Annotated in this window: 19 protein-coding genes and 1 pseudogene; 15 read left to right on the top strand and 5 right to left on the bottom strand. The window is 66.9% G+C overall.

All coding sequences use genetic code 11. The features are described from left to right. Nucleotides 1–436, top strand: a pseudogene (locus AC1DQR_RS23230) (ImcF-related family protein); the annotation flags it as partial. A gap of 78 nt (nt 437–514) precedes the next feature. On the opposite strand, the gene AC1DQR_RS23225 reads toward AC1DQR_RS23230, so the two are convergent. The 5 genes from AC1DQR_RS23225 to AC1DQR_RS23205 all read right to left on the bottom strand — a co-directional run bounded on the left by AC1DQR_RS23225 (nt 515) and on the right by AC1DQR_RS23205 (nt 5,787). Beyond that, nucleotides 515–994, bottom strand: a complete 480-nt coding sequence (locus tag AC1DQR_RS23225; protein WP_416050823.1) for a transposase — start codon at nt 992–994, stop codon at nt 515–517. Between the two features lie 145 nt (nt 995–1,139). Beyond that, entirely contained in the window at nt 1,140–2,282 is a 1,143-nt protein-coding gene (locus AC1DQR_RS23220; RefSeq protein WP_477133872.1) for an acyltransferase family protein, read from the bottom strand. A 10-nt stretch (nt 2,283–2,292) separates the two neighbouring features. After that, the gene (locus AC1DQR_RS23215) at nt 2,293–3,018 is read right to left on the bottom strand and encodes a DapH/DapD/GlmU-related protein (RefSeq protein ID WP_416050821.1); all 726 of its coding nucleotides are present in this window, start codon (nt 3,016–3,018) and stop codon (nt 2,293–2,295) included. A 262-nt stretch (nt 3,019–3,280) separates the two neighbouring features. After that, nucleotides 3,281–4,423 (bottom strand): acyltransferase family protein, encoded by a 1,143-nt coding sequence (locus AC1DQR_RS23210; protein WP_416050820.1) that lies wholly within the window; start codon nt 4,421–4,423, stop codon nt 3,281–3,283. A gap of 137 nt (nt 4,424–4,560) precedes the next feature. Then, nucleotides 4,561–5,787 (bottom strand): glycosyltransferase, encoded by a 1,227-nt coding sequence (locus AC1DQR_RS23205; RefSeq protein WP_416050819.1) that lies wholly within the window; start codon nt 5,785–5,787, stop codon nt 4,561–4,563. A 312-nt stretch (nt 5,788–6,099) separates the two neighbouring features. Between AC1DQR_RS23205 and AC1DQR_RS23200 the strand changes: the two genes are divergently transcribed. The 14 genes from AC1DQR_RS23200 to AC1DQR_RS23135 all read left to right on the top strand — a co-directional run bounded on the left by AC1DQR_RS23200 (nt 6,100) and on the right by AC1DQR_RS23135 (nt 25,476). Next, complete coding sequence (locus tag AC1DQR_RS23200; protein WP_477133871.1) at nt 6,100–7,356, top strand: oligosaccharide flippase family protein; 1,257 nt, start codon at nt 6,100–6,102, stop codon at nt 7,354–7,356. Beyond that, complete coding sequence (locus AC1DQR_RS23195; RefSeq protein ID WP_477133870.1) at nt 7,356–8,420, top strand: glycosyltransferase family 4 protein; 1,065 nt, start codon at nt 7,356–7,358, stop codon at nt 8,418–8,420. Before AC1DQR_RS23200 ends, AC1DQR_RS23195 begins: the two co-directional genes overlap by 1 nt. A gap of 48 nt (nt 8,421–8,468) precedes the next feature. After that, nucleotides 8,469–9,158: a PIG-L deacetylase family protein gene (locus tag AC1DQR_RS23190; protein ID WP_416050816.1), complete on the top strand. Its 690-nt coding sequence runs from the start codon at nt 8,469–8,471 to the stop codon at nt 9,156–9,158. Nucleotides 9,159–9,901: 743 nt separating this feature from the next. Further along, on the top strand, nt 9,902–10,888 hold the full coding sequence (locus tag AC1DQR_RS23185; protein WP_416050815.1) for a GlxA family transcriptional regulator: 987 nt from the start codon (nt 9,902–9,904) through the stop codon (nt 10,886–10,888). A 140-nt stretch (nt 10,889–11,028) separates the two neighbouring features. Beyond that, nucleotides 11,029–12,561, top strand: a complete 1,533-nt coding sequence (locus AC1DQR_RS23180) for a mannose-1-phosphate guanylyltransferase/mannose-6-phosphate isomerase (RefSeq protein WP_477133869.1) — start codon at nt 11,029–11,031, stop codon at nt 12,559–12,561. Nucleotides 12,562–12,769: 208 nt separating this feature from the next. Further along, nucleotides 12,770–14,149: an undecaprenyl-phosphate glucose phosphotransferase gene (locus tag AC1DQR_RS23175; RefSeq protein WP_477133868.1), complete on the top strand. Its 1,380-nt coding sequence runs from the start codon at nt 12,770–12,772 to the stop codon at nt 14,147–14,149. Between the two features lie 107 nt (nt 14,150–14,256). Beyond that, nucleotides 14,257–16,491: a polysaccharide biosynthesis tyrosine autokinase gene (locus AC1DQR_RS23170; protein ID WP_416050812.1), complete on the top strand. Its 2,235-nt coding sequence runs from the start codon at nt 14,257–14,259 to the stop codon at nt 16,489–16,491. Between the two features lie 66 nt (nt 16,492–16,557). Next, complete coding sequence (gene gmd, locus AC1DQR_RS23165; protein WP_416050811.1) at nt 16,558–17,676, top strand: GDP-mannose 4,6-dehydratase; 1,119 nt, start codon at nt 16,558–16,560, stop codon at nt 17,674–17,676. 5 nt (nt 17,677–17,681) lie between these two features. Further along, the gene (locus tag AC1DQR_RS23160; protein ID WP_253929017.1) at nt 17,682–18,671 is read left to right on the top strand and encodes a GDP-L-fucose synthase family protein; all 990 of its coding nucleotides are present in this window, start codon (nt 17,682–17,684) and stop codon (nt 18,669–18,671) included. 19 nt (nt 18,672–18,690) lie between these two features. Next, complete coding sequence (locus tag AC1DQR_RS23155) at nt 18,691–19,866, top strand: glycosyltransferase family 4 protein (RefSeq protein ID WP_416050810.1); 1,176 nt, start codon at nt 18,691–18,693, stop codon at nt 19,864–19,866. Between the two features lie 208 nt (nt 19,867–20,074). Continuing rightward, on the top strand, nt 20,075–21,379 hold the full coding sequence (locus AC1DQR_RS23150) for a glycosyltransferase WbuB (protein WP_416050809.1): 1,305 nt from the start codon (nt 20,075–20,077) through the stop codon (nt 21,377–21,379). Nucleotides 21,380–21,480: 101 nt separating this feature from the next. Then, a complete protein-coding gene (locus AC1DQR_RS23145; protein WP_416050808.1) occupies nt 21,481–22,755 on the top strand; it encodes an acyltransferase family protein in 1,275 nt (424 codons plus the stop codon). Between the two features lie 13 nt (nt 22,756–22,768). Then, nucleotides 22,769–24,271, top strand: coding sequence for a hypothetical protein (locus tag AC1DQR_RS23140; protein ID WP_477133867.1), 1,503 nt, complete (start codon nt 22,769–22,771; stop codon nt 24,269–24,271). Next, nucleotides 24,268–25,476, top strand: a complete 1,209-nt coding sequence (locus AC1DQR_RS23135) for a glycosyltransferase (RefSeq protein ID WP_416050806.1) — start codon at nt 24,268–24,270, stop codon at nt 25,474–25,476. Before AC1DQR_RS23140 ends, AC1DQR_RS23135 begins: the two co-directional genes overlap by 4 nt. The last annotated feature ends 21 nt before the right edge of the window (nt 25,477–25,497 follow it).

Genomic DNA, 25,497 nt, shown 5'->3' with positions numbered 1-25,497 from the left:
ATGGCAGACCGAGCGCGCCGGCACCAGCAAGAGCTACGAGTTCGGCGGCCGCTGGGGCCTGGTGCGGATGCTGGAGCGCGCGCACGTCGAGCCGGTGGATAGCGCGAACTACCAGTTGACGTGGCAGGCGAGGCCGGATGCGCAGGATGCGTCGGAAGCGCTGGAAGGGCCAGGTGCGCCGAAGGCCCCTGCCGAGCGCCAGGCCGATGCGCACGGCCGGACCTTCGCCGAAGATCCCGACAGCCTGACCGCGCGCAGCGCCCAGGCGCCCGTTGCGGCGGAGGTGACCTATCCGGTGCGCTACCTGATGCGTACGGAGGTCGGCCAGGGGCCGCTGGAGATGTTGGCGCTGCGGGGCTTTGTGCTGCCAACGCGGATCTTCGTGGGCCGGGAGCCGCAGGCGGCGGCGCACGCCACACCCGCCCTGCGCAAGTAGAGACAGACAGGGACAAACAGGGACAAACAGAGGCAAACAGGGACAACGTGGCTTTGTTCGATTTTTGTCCGATCTTTGTCAGTTGGTCTTATCCTCAGGAGCAGCAAACAACGAAGTCACATTCTTGGTCAGCACCAGCAACGTCGCAGTTTCGGCCAACGCCTGCTCCTTGCGCCTCAACTCCCTCTCCAACTCCCGAATCCGCTTCTGGTCCTGCTCATGGCGCCTGCGCACCGCGCCAATCCCGCGGTTGTCCGCCAGCGCCGCCGCGGCGCTTTGCCGCCAGCATTCCAGCTCGGTCGGGTCGATCGCATTTTCGCGGCACCAGGCGGTCTTCTGCAACTCGCCCATGGTGCCGGTGGCAAGCACGGCATCCAGGCGCGCTTCGCCGGCGCCGGGTGGGTTGGCCGGGGGTGGGGCGAGGGCCACCGCGCGCCAGCGCTCCAGTGCCGCCGGCGATATCCCCATCTCGGCGGACACCTGCGCAACACTGGCGTTCTCGGGAGGCAGCATCCGCGCAACGGCGCGTTCCTTGAAGGACTGTGTATATCTAGCCACTGTGATTCACCTTGATTCCTCTGTTGCCGCTCGGTTGCTGTCCTTCCTCCCCCGGGGCCAGGCCACGGCCTGGGGTATTGGCAGTCGGTAACTCGAGTCCCGCGCGGCACGTGGCTTACGCCCGCGGGGACGGCGTCGGGTCAGCTCACGCGGCGTGCTGCTCGGCCGGCTGTGCGGCAGGCGTGCCGCGGCGGCGGGCCGGGAACAGCGCATCGCGAATGCGCAGGAAGGGGAACTCGATCGCGCGCGTGGCGGCATAGCCGGCGATGATCGCAACGGCAAACTGCAGCGCAAGGGCGAGTCCCCAGGCCACCATGACGGGGATGCCGAACGTGCTTGCCTTGCGAATAAACACGTCGCCCGGGGCCAGCGCCACGGAGTGCCACAGATAGATGCCGTAGGAATACACGCCGATCCACGCCACCGCGCGGTATAGCCTGGCGCTGCGTATCGTGCCGGAGTATTCGAGCACCAGCACGATCAGCGCGGCAAAGCCGATGGCCTGGATGGTGTAGCCAATGCTTTCCTCGAGCACCAGGTTGCGCTGCAGGAATACCAGCCAGACGACCGTGCCTGCCACCACGGCCAGCAGCAGCAGTTTTTGCCCGGCGATGCGGCGGTACAGTTCCGGCTTCATCCAATAGACCGTGGCCAGCATGACGCCGAAGAGCAGGCTGTCGATGCGATATTGCGTGTAGGCGGAGGCCGCTTCCAGCTCGCCACTGGCGACCGCGGCGCAGCGCGCGGCCAGCACCACCACGCACAAGGTGCCCAGGGTCCACAGGATGGTGTTGGCGCGCACGCGCAAGCGGGCGAACAGCAGCACCAGCGCCGGCAGGAACAGGTAGAAGTGCTCTTCCACGRCAAGGCTCCAGGTCTGCGCAATGGAGGAGCCGAGGTAGTTCTGCATGTGCGTGAGATTCTGGTACAGGAAGGTGCTGGTCGGGTGGCGGCCGGCCAGCACATGGAACAGGATCAGGGCGTAGTAGGCGGGCCAGATCTTGAAGATGCGGCGGATGATAAAGCGCCGCGCATCCACGCTGCCGCCCTGCGCGTACTGGCGCAGCAACAGCCCCCCGACCAGGAAGCCACTCAGGGTGAAGAACAGGTTGACCCCTTCGCGCCCGAAGTTCTTGAGCGGATACTCGATCAGGGCGACCCACTGGCTGCCGGTGCTGACCGTGTGGAAGTGCATTCCCATCACGGCAATGATGGCCAGCCCGCGAACGAAATCGAGTTCGATGGACCGGCTGGTCGGGTTGACGTCGCGGCTTGCCTGGTAGTCCATGCTGCTCTCCTTATAGGGGGCCGGAAGGGGGCGTGATGGCGGCGTGGCCAGCCGGGTCGAATCGCTTGCGGATGAACCGGCACGGATTGCCGCCGTAGATGCCTTCGGCCTCGAGCGAGTGATGCACCACCGAGAGCGGCGTGACCACCGCCGAGCGGCCGATGGTGATGCCTTTCTGGATGACGCACTTGGACGTGATCCACACACCGTCCTCGATCACGATCGGCGCGACATGCAAGTCCATGTTGCTGTCCAGGTCGTGCGAGCCCGCCGTCAGGAAGCTGCCTTGCGAGATGCAGACGTTGGAGCCGATGCGGATGCTGGCCTGGTTGTAGATCCACACATCCACGCCGAACCAGCAGCCATCGCCCACTTCCAGGTTCCAGGGCGACTTGACGCGCAGCGGGTGGACCAGCCGGCAGTGCTGGCCGATACGCGCACCGAACAGGCGCAGCAGGGCGACGCGCAGCCCGGAGAACGGATTCAGCTTGTTGTTGATGATGCCGGCTTCGACCAGGAACCACGCCGCCTCGACCAGCAGGCTGCGCCGGCGCACGTAGTTGCCCTTGCCGGCGCGGGTGAGGTCGATGACGCGATGTCCCGGCGTGCTGTCCCGGCTTGCATCGCGGTTGCTTTCGCGGCTGCTTTCACGATTGGCCTCGCGGCTACTGTCACGGCCGGCCCCGCGTGGATCGCCGACCACATCGAGACAATCGGCATAAGCTTCGGTATCCATGTTCCGCCTCTCACTGGGTGGCCCCGCGGCGCTCTCGGCAATGCCGGGCATCGCCGCGCGGAAGAATCCATCGTATTGCTCGCTGCATGCTGCATGCTGCATTCGCAGGAACGAACGCGAATTCATTCATTACGTTCCTGTCGGGAAAATTATCGAACGTGAAAACGTGGCTGGCCGGCAATTTGGCGCGATTGGCCTTTCGCAAGGGGCGTTTTGGCGGCTCCGCACTACGCCGGGCGCGCAGCGCGGCATGGCCGCGAGGTCAGGCGCCGATCTTGCCCTTGCCAAGCATGTCGGCGTTGCCGCGCGTGCCCGCCGGAAAGAGCGCGTCGCGCAACCGCAGGAAAGGCAATTCAACGGCACGGGTGGTCAGGTAGCCCACCGCGATCGCAATGGCGAACTGCATGACGAGCGCCAGCACCCAGACCATCGCCGGGGGCAGCCCATGTGCCAAAGCCTCATGAATGATCATGGCGCCGGGCGTGCGCGCCACCGTATGCCACAGATAGATGCCATAGGAATACACGCCGATCCAGGCGATAGCCCGGTACGCGACACTGTCGCGCAGGCGGCCCGAATGCTCCAGCACCAGCACGATCAGGGCGATGAAGCCGATGGACTGGATGGTGAAGCCGATGCTCTCCTCGACCACGATATCGGCCTGGCAGAACAACAGCCATGCCAGCAGTCCGGCCACCGCCGCTGCCAGCCAGCCGCGCCGTGCCGCCAGCTTGTGGTAGATGCCGGGCTTCAGCCAGTACACCACTGCCAGCATCACGCCAAACAGCATGCTGTCGACGCGATACTGCGTGTACACATAGGCGCCCCGGATGTCGCCGCTGGCGACGGCCGCGCTGCGGGCAAGCAAGACCAGCACGCACGCCGCCGCCAGCAGCCATAGCAACCGTCCCGGCGTCAGCCGCCAGCGCGCGCACAGCAGCAGTGCAATCGGCAGCAGCAGGTAGAAGTGCTCTTCCACCGCCAGGCTCCAGGTCTGCGCGATGGAGCTGCCGAGATAGTTCTGCAGATGCGTCGCGTTCTGCAGCAAGAAGGTGCCGCGCGCATGATGGCCGGCTAGCGCGTGGACCAGGATCAGCAGGTAGTAAGCCGGCCAGATCTTGAAGATCCTGCGAATGAAGAAGCGCCACGTGTCCACGGTGCCGGTCTGCGCGTACTGCCGCAGCAGCAACCCGCCCACCAGGAATCCGCTGAGCGTGAAGAACAGCGTGACGGCTTCCCGCCCAAAGTTCTTCAGGGGATATTCAAGCAGCCAGACCAGGCGGCTGCCGGTGTCAACGGTATGGAAGTGAATGCCCATGACGGCGATGATGGCCAGGCCCCTGACGAAATCCAGTTCGACGAGGCGGCTGTGCGAACGCGTGTGCGCGTCTGTGGTGCGATGCATGCAAAGGGCCTCCTGCCGGTGCGTTTGCGCACGGCGTGCTGTCGACCCTGGGTGATCTGGATTCGTGGCCATGGCGTTGCCATGGCTGCGCGGGCAGCGGCACCCCGTACGGGTGCGGCTTGTATCGGAAGCGAGCGTCAGGCAGCCGCGCGGCGCAGGGTCTGCTTGAATTCGCTCAATGTGTGCCGGGCCAGCAGGTGGGCCCTGGCGGCTGCGGCCGGCGGCGCCGGTGCCGCCACGGGCCGTGATAGCTGGTCCAGCGCGCGCTGGATGGCGGGGCCGGACAGGTCTTCCAGCACCGGCCCGAGTTCCTGCCCCTGGCAGAACCAGCCGATCAGGCCGTCGGTGGTGGCGATCACGGGCTTGCCAAAGCGGTAGGCCTGCACCAGTACCCCGCTCATGCCGTAGTGGCCCTTGTAGCCCAGCCAGACGGCGTCGCAGGCGGAGAACAGGTCGGCCTCTTCTTCGTTGGTGATGAAGCGGTCGAAGATCACGGGCGGCGGCGACAGCGTGGACGCGGCCGCCTGCAGGAACGCGCGCGTCTGCGGGTCTTGCTGGCCGGCCACCACCAGCGTGGGCGCGCGTGGGTGGCCGGCCAGCGCGGTGACCAGCTCGCAAATGCCCTTGCGTTCCGTGACCGCGCCGTACACCAGCAGGTAGGTGCCGGCGCCGTGTCGCGGGCTTTCCGGGCCCTCCGGGCCTTGGCCCAGCCTCAGCCGCAGCCTGGCGGCAGCGGGATCGGCCGGGAACGCGTCGGGACAGGGATCGGCCAGGTAGGCGAGGGCGGTGCGGCCGTTGCCGCGTGGGTACCACTGCGGCAAGGTCGGGTCGATCGACAGCAGCGTCTTCATGCCGCCGGACTCGACGGCGCGCCGGAACAACCACGTCTTGACCGCGTTCACCAGCGGCTGGTGCGGGGACTTCACGCCCACCTTGCTGTGGTGGAAGTTTGCGCGCATCGTAATGCCGACCCATGGCACCTTGGCGAATGGCGAGCCAAGCAGCGGGAGCACATAGAGGAAGTAGTCGGCATAGGGCACCAGCACCAGCGAGATGTCGCGCAGGCCGGCGGCAACCTGGAAGGCATGGCGGAAAGTGCGCCAAAAGCGCACATAGCTGAGCTTGCCGAGGCCGCTGCCCACCGCGGGCGGCGGCTGCGTAAAGACGATACTGGCGACGATGCCGGCGGCGGGTTCCTGCGCGGCCAGCATGCGCTGGGCGAGCGGGTGCGCCTGGTTGCCGGGGTCGGTCACCACCATGCAGTGGTAGCCGGCCTCCGTGTAGGCCTGCACCGCCCATTCGACGTAGCGCCAGCGGTGGCCGGTGAAATCGTGCTCGATGATCAGTGCGGTCGGCTCGGACATCGCGTCTCCAGGCACGGTGGGGCGAGCCCGGTGTGCGGCGGGTTGCGGATGTTGCCACACTAACACCGCCGTCTTTGCGCCGGCCGCCAATTTGCGGGCCGGCTTGGCGGATAAAGGCGGGCCCGATTGCGCAAGCCCACCCGGGTGCCGCGCGCAAGTGACGGATTAACGCTAGGCGATGGCGATTCCTGTTGCCGCGCCTACGGTAAGTTGTGCTTCATGGCTGGCGCGCGGCGCCGGCCGGGCCGGCACGGATGCCCGTGGTGGCCGCGCCGGTGCCTGGCATCGGCGCTCAACCCATGGTGGGGCAATATGGCCAGATCCCTGAGGAATGCCTTCTTCCTGCCGCTGACCGGCCTGCATGCTAGTTCGGCCGCATGGGTGCTGGGGCAGCAGGTGCTGGTGCGGGGGCTGGTGGCCATCAAGTTCCTCATGGTCGGGCGCATCCTCGGCCCGTCTGCGGTCGGGATTGCCGCCGTGGCGTTGCTGGCCGTGGCGATTGCCGAGGCGCTCAGCGACACCGGCTTGCCCCAGGCGGTGGTGCAGGACAAGCAAACGCCCACCCCCGACCAGCTTAGTGCGCTCTGGACCGCGCTGACGTGCCGGGGCGCGGGGGTGGCATTGCTGCTGGTCGCGCTGGCGCCGCTGCTGGAGGCGCAGTTCCACCTCGCGGGCTCCTTGCTGCTGCTGCAGCTGGCCGCGGCCCTGCCGCTGATCCGCGGCCTGGCGTCGCCGGCCTATTTTGTGGTGACGCGCGACCGGGGCTTCCAGCATATTGCCGGGATCGAGGTAGCGGCCGCCGGCACCGACTGCGGCGTCAGCCTGGCGTGCGCCTTCGCGGGCGCGGGCGCCATGTCCATCCTGATCGGGCTGCTCGCTGGCGAATCCGTCAAGACCGCGCTCACCTGGCTGAGCATGCGCCCCCGGCCGCCTCTGCGCCTCAAGTGGGCCGGCATCGGCCAYTACRTGGGRTTCAGCCGCTGGATCTGGGCGGGCAGYGTGGTCAACCTGCTGCTCAACCAGTTCGACAAGGTCATCGTTGGCAAGCTGCTTGGACCGGCCCAGCTGGGCGCCTACCAGATGTCGTCCAAGTTCGCACAGATGCTGCTCGCCGATGCGGGCATCGCGATCTCGCAGTACCTGTTTCCCACCTTTGCCGCCCGTTTCCGCAAGCAGGATGGCTCCGATGCGGTGCTGCTGCGCCGCTTCGTGGTGATCGGCGGCCTGGGGCTGGCGATCGTGGTGGTGCTGCTGCGGCTGGTGGCGGAGCCGCTGTTCCTGCTGGTGCTGGGGCCGGCCTGGCTCGGCGCGGTGCCGTTGTTCCGCATCTTCACCATCAACATGGCGATTGGCGGGCTGATCGCCGTGCTGGTCGCCTACCTGCGCGCCGTGGGCATTCCCAAGGCCGCCACGCATGCCTCGGTGCTCCAGGTCTGCGTATTGCTGGCCACGGTGCCGCCCGCCACCCGTTACTGGGGTGCGCAGGGCATTGCCTGGTCGATGACGGCGGGCCTGGCGGTCGCGGCGGCATGGATGCTCTACCAGATCCTGAAAATGAGGAGGGTGTGATGCGGATTCTCCATCTTGTGCTGGCACCGCGCCTTTCAGGTGCGGAGATGCTGGCGAAAGACCTGGCCATCTACCAGCAGGCCCACGGCGACACGGTCTGCGTGTCGGCCCTGATGCCGCAGCAGGAGGACTTCGCGGCGCTGCGCGCGCAGCTCGACGCGGCTGGCGTGCTGTGCCTGTTTCCGGACCGGCCACGGCGCCTGGCGGGCCGGCTCTGGCACCTGCGCGGCGTGCTGCGCGACTACCGGCCGGACATCATCTTCGCGCACGCCACCATCCCGGCCTTCTACGCGCGGGCATTGCCGTCGCGGGTGCCGGTGGTCTACGTGATGCACTCCGCCGCCAACGATTTCGAGAGCACCATGTTCCGCTATTTCGAGCGGATGCTGTCCACGCGCGCGCGCGCGGTGATCGGGGTGTCGCAGGGGAATCTGCGCGATTACATCAACTCGGTGGGCACGCACCCGTTGATGGCGGTGATTCCCAATGGCGTGGACACCCGGCGCTTCTTTGTGCGGCCCGCGGGCCAGCGCGAGGCGGCGTCGCGGCTCGTCATCCAGGTGGGCCGCTATGCGGCGATCAAGAACCAGCTGCATACCGTGCTGGCGTTTCGCGAGGCGCTCAAGAGCGTGCCGAACGCGCGGCTGGAGATGTATGGCGTGATCGAGGATCCCGATTACTACGTCAAGGTCTGTGCCCTGGTGGAAGAACTGGGCCTGGCCGGCAAGGTGGGGGTCAACGGGCCGCAGACCAATATCCCGGAGCTGCTGGCGGGCGCGGCCGTGTTTGCCATGCCGTCCGCGTCGGAGGCGCACAGCATAGCCTTTCTCGAAGCATTGGCCACAGGCATGCCGGTCGTGGCGAGCGGCATCCCCGCCTTTGCATTCGCCCGCGACTTCGCCGGTGTGCAACTGCTGGACACCGGCGACGCCGCCGCCTATGGCGCGGCGCTGACCGTGGCGCTGGCGCAGCCACGGGTCGCGCGCTCGCTCGATGGCCTGACGCTCAAGGACACGGCAGACCAGTACCGCGCGCTGGCGCGCAGGCTGATCAGCACGGCGTGACGGCCGCCCTTGGGCGCCTGGCATCACGGGATAAGAGCAGGAGGAGATATGGAACGCAAACGTGTATTGGTGCTGAGCCCGCACGCGGACGACGCGGAGCTGGGCGTGGGCGCCTACCTGGCCCGGGTCATCGATGCCGGCGGCGAAGTGATGGTAGCCCTGGCAACGGTAGGAAGGAGCCGGTCGCTCTGCCTGGGCCGCGAGGTCACAGAACAAGAGCGGCTGGACGAATTCTCCGAATCGATGGCCGTGCTTGGCGTACAGACGACCGAGGTCTTCACCAGGGGACTCGACGGCGTGCTCGACAGCTTCCCGCGCGCGCAGATGGTCGGCATGCTGGACGCGCTGCAGAATCGCTTCGAGCCTGACGAGGTGCTGATTCCGCTGTCGTCTTCGCACCAGGACCATCGCTATTGCTGGGAGGCCGGCGTTGCCGCCACGCGCCTGAACCCGGCCAAGCATACCCCCCGCCTGGTGGCGGCCTATGAATATCCAGCCACGTGCTGGGGCGGTGGCGGCATCGTCAATCCCTTGGGTGGCTCGCTCTATATCGATGTGAGCGCCACATGGTCGCGCAAGGTGGAGGCGTTGCGCAGGCACCGCTCGCAAATGCATGAGGGTGCCGGGCACCTGGTCAGCATCGAAGGCGTCACGGCGCTGGCGCAGTGGCGAGGTGCGGAAGCCGGCTTCGCGCTGGCGGAGGTGCTGCACATCATGCGCGCGCGCTGGCCGGGATGAGATTGGCCTGCTGCCCCAACTCTGCGCATGCACAGGGCAGCGCGCCAGGGGCAGTGTTGCGCACCGCGGCGCCAACAGACTAGTCCGGCACGCTTGCGTCAATTGTGTAAGTCACCGGCTGCGCCGGGCCAGGTACCCGGCGCGCCGGCGCTCGCGCGCTCCATCTTTCAGTCCCCCAGGTCAAGCAAGCCGTCTGTGTTGTGACGGAGAAGCCCTGCTGCGCCCCGGGCAGACATAATTATTTCATTAATCGAGAGCGTGACAGAAAAAATCCGGGACGGCCATCGTGCGATATATCCACATTGCTGATCTGATGCATTAATTAATTTGTCATAATTTTTAATGTTTAGAAATGATTTTTATGTTATCTGGTGTGGGTGCAGATCCGGCGGGAATCGTGGAGTTAATGTCGGATTCCCGCTCTCGTGCACCTTTTACGACCCTTATGTTCGGTAGCCAACGCACGGATTGGTGCAGGATTTGCTGCAATGCATCATTCCTCATAGAGTAGGAGCTAGTTGCAGAACAGCACGCTGGGACAAGCGATTTGAGGCGAGGTCGCTACCCGGAAAAGGCTGTATTTACAACGTCTTGCATGGAATTTTGGAGCGGGCGGACACCTTCCGCCAACATCTCGCTACTTTCCGACACGGACACATTTCTCGGATTCGGGATCGCTACGATGCATTGCAGCACCAATAAATTCGCGCAAGAACGGATCAACAATTCTTTGGGGGAAAATCATGCCGTACGCCCAACTTGAGCCCGCAACGGTTAGTTGGCTTCATACCTCGACTAACCGTTCAAAGTGCGCCGTGCGGCGCGTCGGCATTTTACTGTTCGATGGTTTTTCATTATTGGGGGCGGGTTTGGTGGCTGAATTATTCCAGACCGCCAATGAATGTTCCGCGTCCGATCCCGCCAAAGAATCCGCTTATGACGTGCGCCTGCTTTCCGTCGACGGAGGCAGCGTCGCCTGCTCCGCGTCCGTACGGGTCTGGACCGACGGACTCGATCCGCGCCAGTTCATCGGTTTCGATGTGCTCTTCATCGCCGGTGGCGCGGGCGCTCATGCCGCCGCGGCGGACGAGCGGCTGCTGCGCTGGCTGCGCGTTGTCTCCCCCCGCACGCCCACGGTGCGGCCCATCGCCGAAGGCCGTGCCGTGCTGGCGGCGGCCGGCGTGCTAAAGCCGCACGAGGACGAGCATCGCCATCCCGTGTTCGGGCTGCACGCCTCGGACGAGTCCGGCGAGCAGTACGAGCTTGTCAGGGGCGCGCTGACGCTGATCAAGCGCGATCTTGGCCTGGACGTGGCGCGCGCGGTCGGTACCCGGGTGATGCCCGCCTGGACCGCCCGCCTGATGCCCAGGCTCGCGGATACCGGTGCGACCAGCGCGGGGGACAAGATCCGCGCGGCCGCGCGCTGGCTGCATGAGCACTGCGAGCAATCCATCTCGGTGTCCGATGCCGCGCAGGTGGCGGCCATGAGCGAGCGCAACTTCCTGCGCCGCTTCAAGCTGGAAATGGGCGTGACACCGTCCGACTACCTGCTGCACGCCCGCCTGGATACCGCGTGCAGTTTCCTGGCCGAGACGGAGCTGCCTGTCGACAAGGTGGCGCGGCGCTGTGGCATGGGCAATGGCGACCGGCTGGCCAAGATTTTCCGCAAGCGCATGTCGATTTCCCCAACGGAATACCGTCAGCGCAGCAAGGTCAGCGCAGTGGGTTAGCAGGCATGTGGGGCATGAAGGGCATGCGGGACCGGCGGCGTATCCGCGGGCCTGCAGGTCCGCGCATTGCCCCGCGTAGACGATTGGCGCCACGGGCCGCTTGCGCAAGAGCGCGGCGCCCGACCAGGGAGGGCTGGATCATGTCGAATAAAGTGCTGGAGCCTGTTGCCGTGCAACCCGGGGACACCGCCGCGGTGGCACCGTGCGCCCCCGTGCGCTTGCGCATTGCGCCTGTGGTGCTGGCTGGCGGCGCGGGCACGCGGCTGTGGCCGCTGTCGCGAGAGCATTTCCCCAAGCAACTGATCGACCTGGTGGGCAAGGACTCGCTGCTGCAGTCCACGCTGCTGCGCATGCAGGGCTTCTCCGCCGGCCACGAGATCGCGCCCAGCGCCATCATCGTCTGCGGCGACGAGCATCGCTTTATCACCAGCGAACAATTGCAGGCCAGCGGCATGCAAGGCCGGCTGGTGGTGGAGCCGGTCCGGCGCAATACGGCGCCCGCGCTCACGCTGGCCGCATCGCTGGCGCTGGCGGACGGCCAGGACGCAATCCTGGTGGTCATGCCGGCCGACCACGCGATTCCCGATACCGGTGCCTTTCACCGGGCGCTGTCGATCGCGGCCGCGCATGCCAGCGAGGGGGCCATCGTCACCCTTGGCGTGCCGCCCACGCGGCCCGACACGGGCTATGGCTACATCAAGCTTGGCGAGATGCTGCCCGACGGCGTGCGCCACATGGAGCGCTTCGTCGAGAAGCCTGCGATCGAGCTTGCCGCGCAGTACGTGGCCAGTGGCAACTACTGGTGGAACAGCGGCATCTTTGTCGTGCGCGCCACGGTCTGGATGAAGGCGATCGAGGCATTGCATCCCGCGATCCACGAGATGTGCGTCGCGTCGGTGGCCGAAGGCAAGCAAGAGGGCCAGTTCTTCCGGCCCGCGCCGCGGCAGTTCTTCCTGAGCCCGTCGGACTCGATCGACTACGCCGTGATGGAGCGCCTGGACCACCCGGCCTCGCCGTGCCGGGGCGTGGTGGTGCCACTGGAGGCGGGCTGGTCGGACCTGGGCTCGTGGGACGCCGTGTGGGATGCCATGGACAAGGACGCCGAAGGCAACGCCGGGCGCGGCCGCGTGGTGTTCGAAGGCGCGCACTCCAGCTATGTCCATTCCGACGGGCGCCTGGTGGCATGCGTCGGGACCAGCAACATCGTGGTGGTGGAGACAGCCGACGCGGTGCTGGTGGTGGATCGCTCGCATGTGCAGGACGTCAAGGATGTGGTCGCGCGCATGAAGATCCTGCACGCGCCGGAGGCCGACACGCACCGCAAGGTACGCAGGCCCTGGGGCTTCTATGACTCCATCGAGCATGGCGATCGCTTTCAGGTCAAGCGCATCGTGGTCCAGCCGGGCGCGCGCCTGTCGCTGCAKCTGCATCACCATCGCGCCGAGCATTGGGTGGTGGTCAGCGGCACGGCGATGGTCACGCGCGGCGAGGAGCAATTCCTGCTCAGCGAGAACCAGTCCACTTTTATTCCGCTCGGCGTGCTGCATCGCCTGGAGAACCCGGGAAAGCTCCCGCTGGAGATCATCGAGATCCAGTCCGGCGGCTACCTGGGTGAAGACGACATCGTGCGCGTCGACGATACCTATGGCCGTTGCCCGGGACCACAAGCGTAACGAGCCGCGGACAAGGGACAAGGGACAAGGAACGAAGGACGGCCGGGCCACGCGGGCGCCGCCGCACGCGACCATGGGGAGGTCGCGCCCGGCGCGCCAGGCATACGCGGCGTGGCGCGCTGCAAAGCGACATGAAGGAAGTCAAGAAGGAAGTCAGGCAACGAGTGGTGAAGAAACGCGAAGGGCTGGGAAGAACGGGGAGAGGAACATGCTCAAGATCGAAGGGTTGCTGGCGCGCCTTCTGGATGTCGCGCTGGTGTTTGCCGGTGCCGCGATTGCCTCGCACATGCGCTTCAACGACATGTCGCAGCGCACGTTCTACGACGTGTTCATCGCGCTGTCCGTCGCGTTCACGCTGGCGCTGTTTCCTGCCTTCGGCATCTACGAGTCCTGGCGCGGACGCTCCAAGATCGGGCTGGCCGGCCATATCGCGCTGGCCTGGCTGCTGGTGCAGTTCAGCGGCGTCATGGTGTTGTTCTCGTTGCACCATATCGACATCGTCTCGCGCCTGTGGTTCGTCTACTGGACGGGTTCCACCGGCGCCATGCTGATCGTGTCGCGCCTGATGACCCATGCGGTGCTGGGCCAGGTACGCAGCGCAGGCATGAACCTGCACAAGGTCGCCGTGGTTGGCTGCGGTGCGCACTGCAGCGCGGTCATCCGGCGCGGCGTGGCCGCGCCTGCCTCCGGCTTTCGCGTGGTGGCGGCGTTCAACGTGGCGGCGCAGGGCGGCAGCCTCAATGCGAAAGTGCCGACGTTCGACGATCGCGCTGCCTTCCACCGCTATATCCGCTCGCAGGATATCCACGAACTGTGGCTGGCGCTGCCGCTGTCCGAGGAGCGCGTCATCCTGGAGTTCGTGGAGGAGTTCCGCGACGAACTGGTCAATGTCCGCTTCATGCCGGACCTGCACAGCCTGGCGCTGTTCGACAGCGGCACCATCGAGCTGATCGGCATGCCCGCGATCAACCTGGTGGCGTCGCCGCTATCGGCTTCCGCGCTGCGCCAGAAGGACGTGTTCGACCGCCTTTTCGCCGCAGCCGCGCTGATCGGCCTGTCGCCGCTGCTGATCGCGATCGCCATCGCCGTCAAGCTGTCGTCGCGCGGGCCGGTGCTGTTCAAGCAAAAGCGCAAGAGCACCGACGGGCGCATCTTCACCATCTACAAGTTCCGCTCCATGCGTGCGCATGCCGAGGCGGCCGGCGTGGTAACCCAGGCCAAGCGCAACGATCCGCGCATCACGCGCGTGGGCGCGTTCCTGCGGCGTACCAGCCTGGATGAGTTGCCGCAGTTCTTCAACGTGCTGCGCGGCGACATGTCGGTGGTGGGGCCGCGCCCGCATGCCATCGAGCATGACGACCAGTACCAGAAGCTGGTCAGCGGCTACATCCACCGCTACCGCGTCAAGCCCGGCATTACCGGCTGGGCCCAGGTAAATGGCTACCGTGGCGAGACGGATCGCATCGAGAAGATGGAAGGCCGCATCGCCTGCGACCTGTACTACCTGGGCAACTGGTCGTTCGCGCTCGATATGCGGATCATTGCCGCCACGGTGGTCAAGGGCCTGGTGCATCGCAACGCGTACTGAGCCGTACTGAGCCGTAAGGAGAGCCGTACGGAGCGCAAGGACAGGGCCGCGGCAGGCGCTAGCGCGTTGCCGGCGGGAAGCGATCGTTAGATGGAAGTCAACAAGACATGGCTACCTCATTCGAAACCCAATACACCGATGTCTCCGGCCCGGCCGAGCTTCGGCTGTCCGATTACCTGGTGACGCTGGTCGACCACTGGCGCATGATTGCCGCCATCACCCTGCTGGCGCTGGTGCTGGGCACCGTCTATGCCTTGCTGCAGAAACCGGTCTACCGCGCCGACGCCATGATCCAGGTGGAGGAGAGCAAAGGCGGCAACGCCGCCAATGCCAACCAGGGCTCGTCGCTGCAGACGCTGTCGTCGATCTTCGATCCCAACTCCTCCACGGCGGCCGAGATCGAGCTGATCCGGTCCCGGCTGGTGGTGGAGGAGGCGGTGCGCAAGCTGCATCTGGATATCGCGGCCAGGCCGCGCTACTTCCCGGTGATCGGGGCGTGGCTGGCGGCATACAACAGCGGGCTGGCGCCGCCCACGGAACTGCTCGGCCTGTCGCAGTACGCATGGGGCGCGGAAGCCATCACGATCTCGCTGCTCGACACGCCGCAGAAGTACTACGGCAAGGTGTTCAGGCTGATCGCCGACAGCGAGCACACCTATACCCTGCGGGATCCCGAAGGCAATACGGTGCTGCAGGGCCGGGTTGGCGAGGAGGCCGCCGGCACCACCGCGCTGGGCCCGGTGCGCATCCGCGTGGACGCGCTGGTGGGACGCAGCGGGTCGCAGTTCGAGCTGGTGCGCGCATCCACCATCGGCACGGTGGAGCGTATCCAGCGCGCGCTCGCGGTGGCCGAGTCCGCCCTGCAGTCCGGCATCATCCGCGCCAGCCTGGAGGGGCCGGACCCCAAGCTCACCGCGGACATCGTCAACACCGTCGCGCGCCAGTTCGTGCAGCAGGACATTGGCCGGCGCTCCGCCGAAGCCGAGCACACGCTGGCGTTCCTGGACCAGCAGTTGCCGGCGCTGCGCAAGGAGCTCGACCTGGCCGAGGAGCGCTACAACTCCTTTCGCAATCGGCAGGGCACCGTCAACCTCGGCGAGGAAAGCCGGCTGCTGCTGCAGCAGATCGTGGAGAACAAGACCAGCCTGGCGCGCTTGCAGACGCGGCTGGCCGAGATCCGCACGCACTACACCGACGCCAACCCGGCGGTGGTGGCGCTGATGGCGCAGATTGAAACGCTGAGCGCGCAGCAGAGCACGCTGCGCCGCAGTGTCTCCGTGCTGCCGGATACCGAGCAGACCGCACTGCGTCTGGAGCGGGACGTGCGCGTGGATACCGAGCTCTATACCAACCTGCTCAACAACGCGCAGCAACTGCGCATCGTCAAGGCGGGCCAGGTCGGCAACGTGCGCGTGGTGGACTTCGCCGAACCTGCGGACGACCCGATCCGCCCGCAACGCGCCATGCTGGTGCTGATCAGCGGCGGCATCGGCCTGGTGCTGGGGGCCTTGCTGGCGTTCCTGCGCAAGGCCCTGTATGGCGGCGTGGAGCATCCGGAAGAGATCGAGCGGATGCTGGGCGTGCCGGTCTGCGCGGTGGTGCCGCGCAGCCAGACGCAGCTGCGCCTGCAGCGCGAGCTGCGCGCCTCCGGCAGCAGCGGGCTGGGCGTGCTGGCGGCACGCGCGCCGGACGACATCGCCGTGGAAGGCGTGCGCGCCTTGCGCACCACGCTGCAGTACGCGCTGCACACCGCCCGCAACAACGTCGTGATGCTGACCGGCTCGCGCCAGGATGCCGGCAAGTCGTTCCTGTCCGTGAACCTGGCCGCGCTGGTCGCGTCCGGGCGCAAGCGCGTGCTGCTGATCGACGGCGACATGCGGCGCGGCGAGGTTCATGTGCACTTCGGGCTGTCGCAGGTGCCGGGACTGTCGGACACGCTGATGGGCACGGACATCGACTCCGTGGTGATCCGCGAGGTGCTGCCGGGCCTGGATGTGCTGACCCGCGGCAGCTTGCCGCCCGATCCGGCGGAGCTGCTGATGAGCGATCGCTTCCACGCCATGCTGGACCTGTTCAAGCAACGCTACGACATGGTCATCATCGACACGCCGCCTGTGCTCGCGGTCACGGATGCCACGCTGCTCGGGCGGCACGCGGGCACCACCTTGCTGGTGGTGCGCCACGGCCGGCATTCCGCGGCCGAGGTCACCGAGACCGCGCGGCGCCTGACCAACGGCGGCGTGACGCTGCATGGCGTGCTGCTGACCGATGTCCCCAAGCCGCCACTGCTGCTGCGCACGGGCTACACCGAGTACTACGGCTACGAAGGACGGGTGAAGTAGGGCCGCGGGGGGCCGCTGACTCGACATCCATACCAAGCATTACCAACGCAAGGCGGGAGAACGATAATGACGCGCAAGGTTGCTCTGATCACTGGTGTTACCGGGCAGGACGGTTCCTATCTGGCTGAGTTGCTGCTCGAAAAGGGATACGACGTGCACGGCATCAAGCGCCGCACCTCCCTGTTCAATACGGACCGCATCGATCACCTTTACCGCGAGCGGCACGATCCCGAGCGGCACTTCTTCCTGCACCACGGTGACCTGACGGATGCCACCAGTATGCTGCGCGTCATCCAGCAGGTGATGCCCGACGAGATCTACAACCTGGCGGCCCAGAGCCATGTGGCCGTCTCGTTCGAGGAGCCCGAGTACACGGCCAATGCCGACGGCCTTGGCACGCTACGCATCCTGGAGGCCATCCGCATCCTCGGGCTGCAGAAAAGGACGCGCTTCTACCAGGCTTCCACCTCCGAGCTGTACGGGCTGGTGCAGGAGATCCCGCAGAAGGAAACCACGCCGTTCTATCCGCGCAGCCCCTACGCGGTGGCCAAGCTCTATGCCTACTGGATCACGGTCAACTACCGCGAGGCCTACGGCATGTACGCCTGCAACGGCATCCTCTTCAATCATGAGTCTCCGGTGCGCGGCGAGACCTTCGTCACCCGCAAGATCACGCGGGCGATCTCGCGCATCGCGGTCGGGCTGCAGGACGAGTTCTACCTGGGCAACCTGTCCGCGCTGCGTGACTGGGGCCATGCGCGCGACTATGTGGAGATGCAATGGCTGATGCTGCAGCAGGACCAGCCGGAGGACTTCGTGATCGCCAGCGGCGAGCAGTACAGCGTGCGCGAGTTCGTCCAGTGCGCCGCTGCCGAGCTCGGCGTCACCGTGCGATTCGAGGGCAGTGGCGTGGATGAGGTCGGGATCGTGGAGTCGGTCAAGGGCAAGGAAACCAAGCTCACCCCGGGCAAGGTGATTGTGCGCGTGGATCCGGCGTACTTCCGGCCCACCGAGGTGGAGACCTTGCTGGGCGACCCGTCCAAGGCCCACGCCAAGCTGGGCTGGGCGCCGCGTACGCCGTTCTCCAAGCTGGTCAAGGAGATGGTCCGCTCCGACTTCCAGATTGCCCGGCGCGATGCGCTGGTGACGCTGGCCGGCTTCCAGGCGCTGGAACACCACGAGTAAGCACCATGGACAAGAACACTGTTTTCTTTATCGCAGGCCACAACGGCATGGTGGGCTCCGCGCTGGTGCGGCGGCTGCGGGCCGATGGCTACCGCAACCTGGTGACGCGGGACCGCGCCGAGCTGGACCTGACGGACCAGGGCGCGGTGCACCGCTTCTTTGCCGATGAGGGCATCGAGGTGGTGCTGCTGGCCGCGGCGCGCGTCGGCGGCATCCTTGCCAATGCCACGCGGCCGGCCAGCTTCCTGTACGAGAACCTGGTCATCGAGACCAACGTGATCCACGCCGCGTACCAGGCAGGCGTGGGGCGGCTGGTGTTCTTTGGCTCTTCCTGCATCTATCCACGCGACTGCGCGCAGCCCATCCGCGAGGAATACCTGCTGACGGGCGCGCTGGAGCCCACCAACGAGGCCTATGCGATCGCCAAGATCGCCGGGCTGAAACTCTGCGAGGCCTACAACCGGCAGTTCGGCACCCGCTATCTCTCGGTGATGCCGACCAACCTGTACGGCCCCAACGACAACTACGACCTCGCCACCAGCCACGTGCTGCCGGCGCTGATCAGCAAGGCCTGCACGGCAACCCGGCAAGGCGCTCCAAGCATGACCATCTGGGGCACCGGCAAGCCGCGCCGCGAGTTCCTGCATGTGGATGACCTCGCGTCGGCCACGCTGTTCCTGCTGGAGCGCGAGGTGCCGCATGGCGTATTCAACGTCGGCACGGGCCGGGACTTGCCGATCCGCGAGCTGGCGGAGCGGATCTGCCGCATTGCCGGCTTCGAGGGCGAACTCGTGTTCGATACCTCCAAGCCGGACGGCACGCCTTGCAAGCTGCTTGATGTTTCGAAACTGGGGCAGATCGGCTGGCGGCCCGCGATCGGCCTTGATGAAGGGATTTCCGCCATCTACCAGGAGTATTCGCGGCGCATGGAAGAGGGGTTGCCCAGGGTCGAGCAGGCAGGGGCAACAGCGCTCTCCGGTGCCGTTATCGAGTGACCGCAAACAGGAGATAACAATGTCAGGCTCAGTCACGATATTCCACAACGTAGTCTGGTCGCGCCACAAGGGCGCGGTGTTCTCGGCGTTGCACAGCCAGTCTGCGGCAAGCTCGATCCATTACGACATGGTGCAGATCGCGGAGACGGAGCACTTCCGGCTCGGCTTCTCGGACGTCGACTACTCGTTTCACAACTATCCCATGCATCAGCTGTACGCCGGCTGCTATGAGGATGTGCCGCGCTGGAAGATGACTGCGCGCCTGACCTGGGAAGTGCTCAAGGCCAAGGGCGAGCTGGTGGTGCTGCCGGGCTACCACCGCCCGGAATACTGGGCGATGCTGCTGGCCTGCATCCTCACCGGCAAGCGGCGCGCGGTGTTTTGCGACTCCACCGGGCGGGACCGGCCGCGGCGCATGCTGACCTCCATTCCCAAGCGCGTGTTCTTCTCGCTGTGCCACGGCTACTTCGGCTTTGGCGAGCGCAGCCGCGAGTACCTGATGTCGCTCGGCGCCAAGCCGGAGCGGATCTTCACGCCCTGCCAGGCGGCCGCCATGCCGGCCACCTACAAGCCGGAGCAAGCCCTGCAGGAGCGCCTGAAGCATCGTGCCGACAGTGCGCCCGTGTTCCTGTATGTGGGCCGCCTGTCGGAAGAAAAGGGGCTGGACACGCTGCTGGAAGCCTTCGCTGGCTTGCACAAGTCGATGCCGTCGGCAACGCTGCGGCTGGTCGGCACCGGGCCGATGGCAGGCACCCTGCGCCAGATGGCGGCGGAGCTTGGCCTTGAGGCTGCGGTATGCCAGGTCGGCAGCCTGCAGGACGAGGGCCTGTCCAAGGAGTACTACCGGGCGGCCTGCATGGTCTTGCCCAGCCATAGCGAGCCGTGGGGCCTGGTGGTCAACGAGGCGCTCGCCCATGGCTGCCCGGCGGTGGTTAGCGAGAACTGCGGCTGCGTGCCGGAGCTGGTGCTCGAGGGCGAGACCGGGTTTGCGGTGCCGGCGCGCAGTGCCGCTGCGCTGCAGGCCGGCATGACCCGCGCGCTGGCGGCGTTCGCGGATACCCAGGCCACCGCGGAGCGTTGCCTGTCCGTGATCCGGCGCTTCGATCCGGCGAACGCCGCGTCGAATATCGCGCGTGGCTGCGCCGCGATGCTGAGCGAGCCGGAAGTGCATCAGCGAACGGGCGTGCAGACCTAAGCCAGAACCCGGAAGCCAGAACCCAGGACCCGGGCCCAGCCCGCCTTTCTTCCTGCCGCGTGTCTTGACCGTGCGATGGCCTATGCGGCCAATGCAGGGAGGGTTGCGCGCGTTCGCTGCATGCGCGGCGTTCCCCGGTCGGCCGGCTGCCCGGGAGGAAGGCGTCAAGTTGCCGGAATGACACACGCAGAACCGAATGGAGAGTCCCGTGAGAATCCTGATCTGCGGACAGAACTATGCGCCGGAGCTGACCGGAATCGGCAAATACACCGCCGAGATGGCCGAAGCGCTGGCCGCCAGCGGGCATGAGGTCCGCGTGGTCTGCGCGCCCCCTTACTACCCCGGCTGGCGCGTGGGCGAGGGATATTCTGCCTGGCGCTACACCCGCGAGCTGCGCGGCGGCGTCCAGGTGCATCGCGCGCCGTTGTGGGTGCCTGCGCGCCCGACCGGCGCCACGCGCCTGCTGCACCTCGCCAGCTTCGCGCTTGGCGCGCTGCCGTCCTTGCTCAGGCAGGTGCTATGGCGCCCGGACGCCGTGATGGCGATCGCGCCCAGCCTGATGAGCGTGCCCGCCACATGGATGGTGGCGCGCCTGGCCGGCGCCAGGACCTGGCTCCACGTGCAGGACTATGAAGTCGATGCTGCCTTCGGTCTGGGCATGCTCAAAGGCGCAAGGCTGCGGCGCGCGGCGCTTGCCACGGAGCGCCTCCTGATGCGCCGCTTCGACGTGGTGTCCACCATCTCGGAGAAGATGGCCGAGCATGCGGTGCGCAAGGGCGTGGCCAGCACGCGCGTGTTCCGCCTGCCCAACTGGGTGGACACCAGCGCCATCTACCCGCTGGAGCGGCCCAGCACCTATCGCGAGGAACTCGGCATCCCGCCGGACCAGAAGGTCGTGCTCTACGCGGGCAACATGGGCGAGAAGCAAGGCCTGGAAATCCTGGTGTGCGCGGTTGCCGCACTGGCCGGCAATGCCGGCATCTCCTTTGTCTTCTGCGGCAACGGCCCGGCCAGGGCCATGCTGGAAACCCACTGCGCCGGGCTGGACAACTGCCGCTTCCTGCCGTTGCAGCCCGTCGACCGGCTTAACGAGCTGTTGAACCTGGCGGACATCCATGTGCTGCCCCAGCGCGGCGATGCGGCCGACCTGGTCATGCCCTCCAAGCTGACCGGCATGTTTGCCAGCGGCCGCGCCATTGTTGCCATGGCGCTGCCGGGGACCGAGCTGTTCGCGGCGGTATCGCCGCGCGGGGTTGCGGTGCCCCCGGACGACGTCGAGGCCCTGGCGGGCGCCATCAAGCGGCTCGCGGCATCGCCCGCGCTGCGTGCGGAGCTGGGGGCCGCGGCGCGCGGCCACGCCGAGGCCACGCTGTCCGCCGCCGCCGTGCTGTCCCGCTTCGACGCCAGGCTGCGCGCCTTGTGCGGCGAAGGCGCGGCCCGGCCCGCGGCGGGGGAGCCCCGCGTTGGGGACGAACTCCCGGCCAATGTATTGCAGCCGGAGAAGGTGGAGTAGGTGCTGCAGGTGCTGTAGGCGGCGTAGGCCGGGCGTCGCGCACGCAACAACAAGAAAGCAGGCGCAGAACCAAGTGCAAAAAAAGACAGGGGAGGTGAAGCATGTCAGCGACACAACCAGGCGCGGCGTCAGCACAAGGCCGAGCGGCAGCGCGGCCCTATGGCACGGCGACGGCAAGCCACGCCGTGGGGACATTGCCCGCGCTCACCAGCATCCGCTTCCTGGCGGCCGTGACCGTCGTGCTCTGCCACTTCACCGAGATCGGCGTGCTCAACGGCCCGGTGTGGTTCCTGCAGCTGGCCGACGGCGGCCGGCCGGCTGTCTCGCTGTTCTTCGTGCTGTCCGGCTTTGTGCTGACCTTCACCTATCGGGACAAGATCGGCCTGCCAGGCGGCGCCGCCGCGTTCTACGCCGCGCGCTTCGCCCGGATCTACCCGGTGCTGGTGCTGTCGCTGCTGTTGTCGCTGCCGGTGACGGTGTGGCTCTTGCATACGGGCGACAGCGAGCTGTTGCGCGAGTGGTATGGGCTCAAGGGGGCGTACGTCGCGATGCTGGCGGTGAGCCTCGTGGCCCAGTTGCTGGCGCTGACCGCGTGGCTGCCGTTCTCGGCGCTCAACCAGCCATGGAACGGACCGGCCTGGAGCATCTCCTGCGAGGCCTTCTTCTACGCCTTGTTTCCGTTGCTGCTACGCCGGCTGGAAAAGCGTGGCAGCGGCGCGCTGGCGCTGCTGTGCCTGGCGCTGTGGCTGTTGCAAGGTGCCTGGATCGCGTTGCTGCTGGCGGTGCTGCCGCCGTCGCGGCATGGCTTCCTGGTGGCGCAGTTTCCGCTGACCCATCTTTTCGAGTTCGTGCTCGGTGTCTGCGCGGGCATTGCCTACGCGCGGCTGCGTGGTGCCGGCGGCAGCAGGCACGCGCTCGGCATGGCCCTGGTGGCCGTGGCGGTTTGCGCGGTCGGCACGCTGGCGGTGCTGCGCCCGCTCAGTCCCGCCTTCTACCTGCAGGCGCCGTTCTTTGGCGCGCTGATCCTTGGCCTTGCCTTGCTGGAGCGGCCGGTGGCAGGCGTGCTGCACCGGCGCTGGCTGGTGTCGCTTGGCGAAGCCAGCTTCGCGCTCTACCTGATTCACGTACCGCTGGCGCGCATGGCTTACCTGGCCGGCTGGCGCCAGCAGGCCGGCTGGCTGGCGGTGGCGCTGGCCATCTTGCTGAGCCTGGCCATCTACCGCTATGTCGAGGAACCGATGCGCCGGCAGCTGCGGCGCCGGCTGGCGCGCCCGCGCGCAGTGCTGCCCGCAGTGCTGTCCGTGGTGCCGCCTGTGGCGCCGGCCGCATCGGCGGCCCAGGCACCGGCCGTGCCGGTGCAAGCCTCCAACGGATGAAGGAGGGCCCGCCATGCGCAACCGCTTCGCGACCATCTGGATATGGCTGATGCTATGCCCGCTGGCAGTGGATTTCAAAAGCGTCGATGAAAACGGCAGCCGCCTGACGCAGATCCTGCTGACCCTGCCGGTGATCGCAGCGGGCATTGCCCTGGCCTTGATCGCGCCGCGCTTTGTCACGCGTACCCGGCTGAGCTCGGTGGTCATGGCGGCGTTGCTGCTGACCGTGCCGGGCAGCATCGTCCCGCAATGGATCCAGGGCAACGACGTTGGCAATTACCTGCGCGTGTTGTTGCCGTTCATGCTGTTCCTGATCGGCTACCTGGCCGCGCGCCATCCGTGGCCGCAAGAGCGCCTGAGGCAGATCGAGTCGGCGATGTTCGCCGCCATGGTGACGTCGCTGCTGTTCAGCTTTGCCTACGGCATGGCGGTGGGGGGCGGGCTGGAGACGGTGCGCTTTCGCATTGTCTCGGTGGTCTTCCTGGCGACGCAGGGCGTGCTGCTGCATGAGTTCGTCATTGCCAGGCGCGTGACCAAGTTCACCGTGCTGCTGTTCATCGGCACCGTGACCATCGAGATGCTCAGCGTTACGCGCAGCTTGCTGGTCGGCACGGCGTTGCTGTTCTGCTTTGCCACTTGGCTGAGCGCGGCGTCGCTGCGCCATCTGCTCAAGGCGGTGCTGCGCGCGGTCGTCATCACGACGGTGCTGGTAGGCGGCACCGCGTTGATTGGCTCGGAGCTGTTTCCGAGCGTCGCCGCGCACTGGACCCAGCGGATTGCGGCGGGCAAGGCCACCGCTTCCGGCATCGACCCGACAACCGCCACCCGGCTCGCCGAGCTCAAGGACCAGTATGACCAGGTCACCTCGAACACGACGTCGCTCGTGGTCGGCAAAGGCTACGGGCACTTCTATCGCTATTCGCCCGCATACCTGAAGGCGCTCGCCGGGCAGATGAGCGAGAAAGAGTTCTATGCGATCAACGAGTGGACGGCGGGACACAACTTCTGGGTCTACCAGTTGTTCGCGGGCGGCTTGCTGTTTGGCATCGCGTTTCCCGCCATCGTGCTGTTCTCGCTCTATCGCGGCAGCATGGCCTATCGCCACTGGCGGCGCGTGGCGCCGAACGCGCCCAACCTGGCCGTGATGGGCCGCGCCTTGCTGGTGCTGGCGGCGCTGCCGGCCACGTCGATCGGCGGCAATCCGCTGGGCCCGCGCTTTTCCGGCGTGGTGTACGGCGTGGCGCTGGGCCTGCTGGTGGCCACGCACGCGCAGCTGGCCCGCTCGACGGCCGCGAAGCTCGCCGCGCAGGGCGCGGCGGCGGCCGAACGCGCGCGGCAGGCACAACAGGCAAAACAGGGAAGGCCCAGGCGAGCCCCGCTGGCGGGGGCGCCCGGGCCCTATGCGCCAATGCTCACAACGATAGCCCACGCGCCGGCTGCCAACGCGGCCGGCGACGACCAATCCGAGCGCGCGCCCAAGCGTCTGCGATTTGCCCCGCAAGGAGTTGACCGATGAACATCCTTCACCTGCTTTCATCGATCGATCCCAGGCTGGGCGGACCCGTGGAATGCGTGCGCCAGGGCAGCGCCCAGCTTGTCGCGCAGGGCCATCGCGTGGAGGTGCTGTCGCTCGATCCGCCGGATGCGCCCTACCTGGCCGACTTCCCCTTGCCTTTGCACGTGCTGGGGCCCGCGCGCGGCTACTACCACTACTCGCCCCGGCTGGTGCCCTGGCTGCGCGAACATGCGCAGGAGTTCGACGCGGTCATCATCAACGGCCTGTGGCAATACCATGGCTTTGGCGCATGGCGCGCGCTGCGCAAGCTGCAGGTGCCGTACTACGTCTACCCGCACGGCATGCTCGATCCCTGGTTCAAGCGCGCCTACCCGCGCAAGCACCTGAAGAAGTGGCTCTACTGGCCGTGGGCCGAGTACCGCGTATTGCGCGATGCGCGAGCCGTGTTGTTTACCGCCGAGGAAGAGCGGCGCCTGGCCAGCCAGTCCTTCTGGCTGTACCGCGCCAGGGAATCGGTCGTGAGCCTTGGCACGCAGTCGCCGCCCCCGGAACACGACGCCGACGGCGTGGCGTTGCGCGAGCGCTTCCTGGCGGCATACCCCGAGCTGCGCGGCAAGCGCATCGTCTTGTTTCTTGGCCGCGTGCACGAGAAGAAGGGCTGCGACCTGCTGATCGACGCCTTTGCCCGCGTGGCGGCGCTAGACCCGCAGGCGCACCTCGTGATCGCGGGCCCCGATAGCGCGGGATGGGTGCCGCGGCTGCAGTCGCAGGCCGCAGCGCGTGGCATTGGCGCACGCGTGAGCTGGCCCGGCATGCTGCGCGCGGAAATGAAGTGGGGCGCGTTCTATGCCAGCGATGTGTTCGCGCTGCCCTCGCACCAGGAGAACTTCGGCATCGCGGTGGCCGAGGCGCTGGGTTGTGCCGTGCCCGCGCTGATCTCCGACAAGGTCAACATCTGGCGCGAGATCGAGCGTGACGGCGCGGGCCTTGCCGCGCCCGACACCGTCGAGGGATGCGAGGCGCTGCTGCGGCGCTGGCTCTCCATGGACGACGCCCAGCGCGTGCAGATGCGCGCCTGCGCCAAGGCAACGTTCAACCGGCGCTTCACCGTGGAAAGCATGGCTCGCGACCTGCTGCGCGTGCTGCAGTCCGGCGAGCCGGCGCAGGCCGAGATGGAGCCCGAGTGGCTGGGCCGCGATGCCTGATGCGGGATGCGCGATGCGTCC

The sequence above is a fragment of the Cupriavidus sp. 05L411 genome (assembly GCF_056398045.1).
Note: the sequence above shows the minus strand (reverse complement) of the source record. Positions and strands in the feature narration are given on the sequence as shown.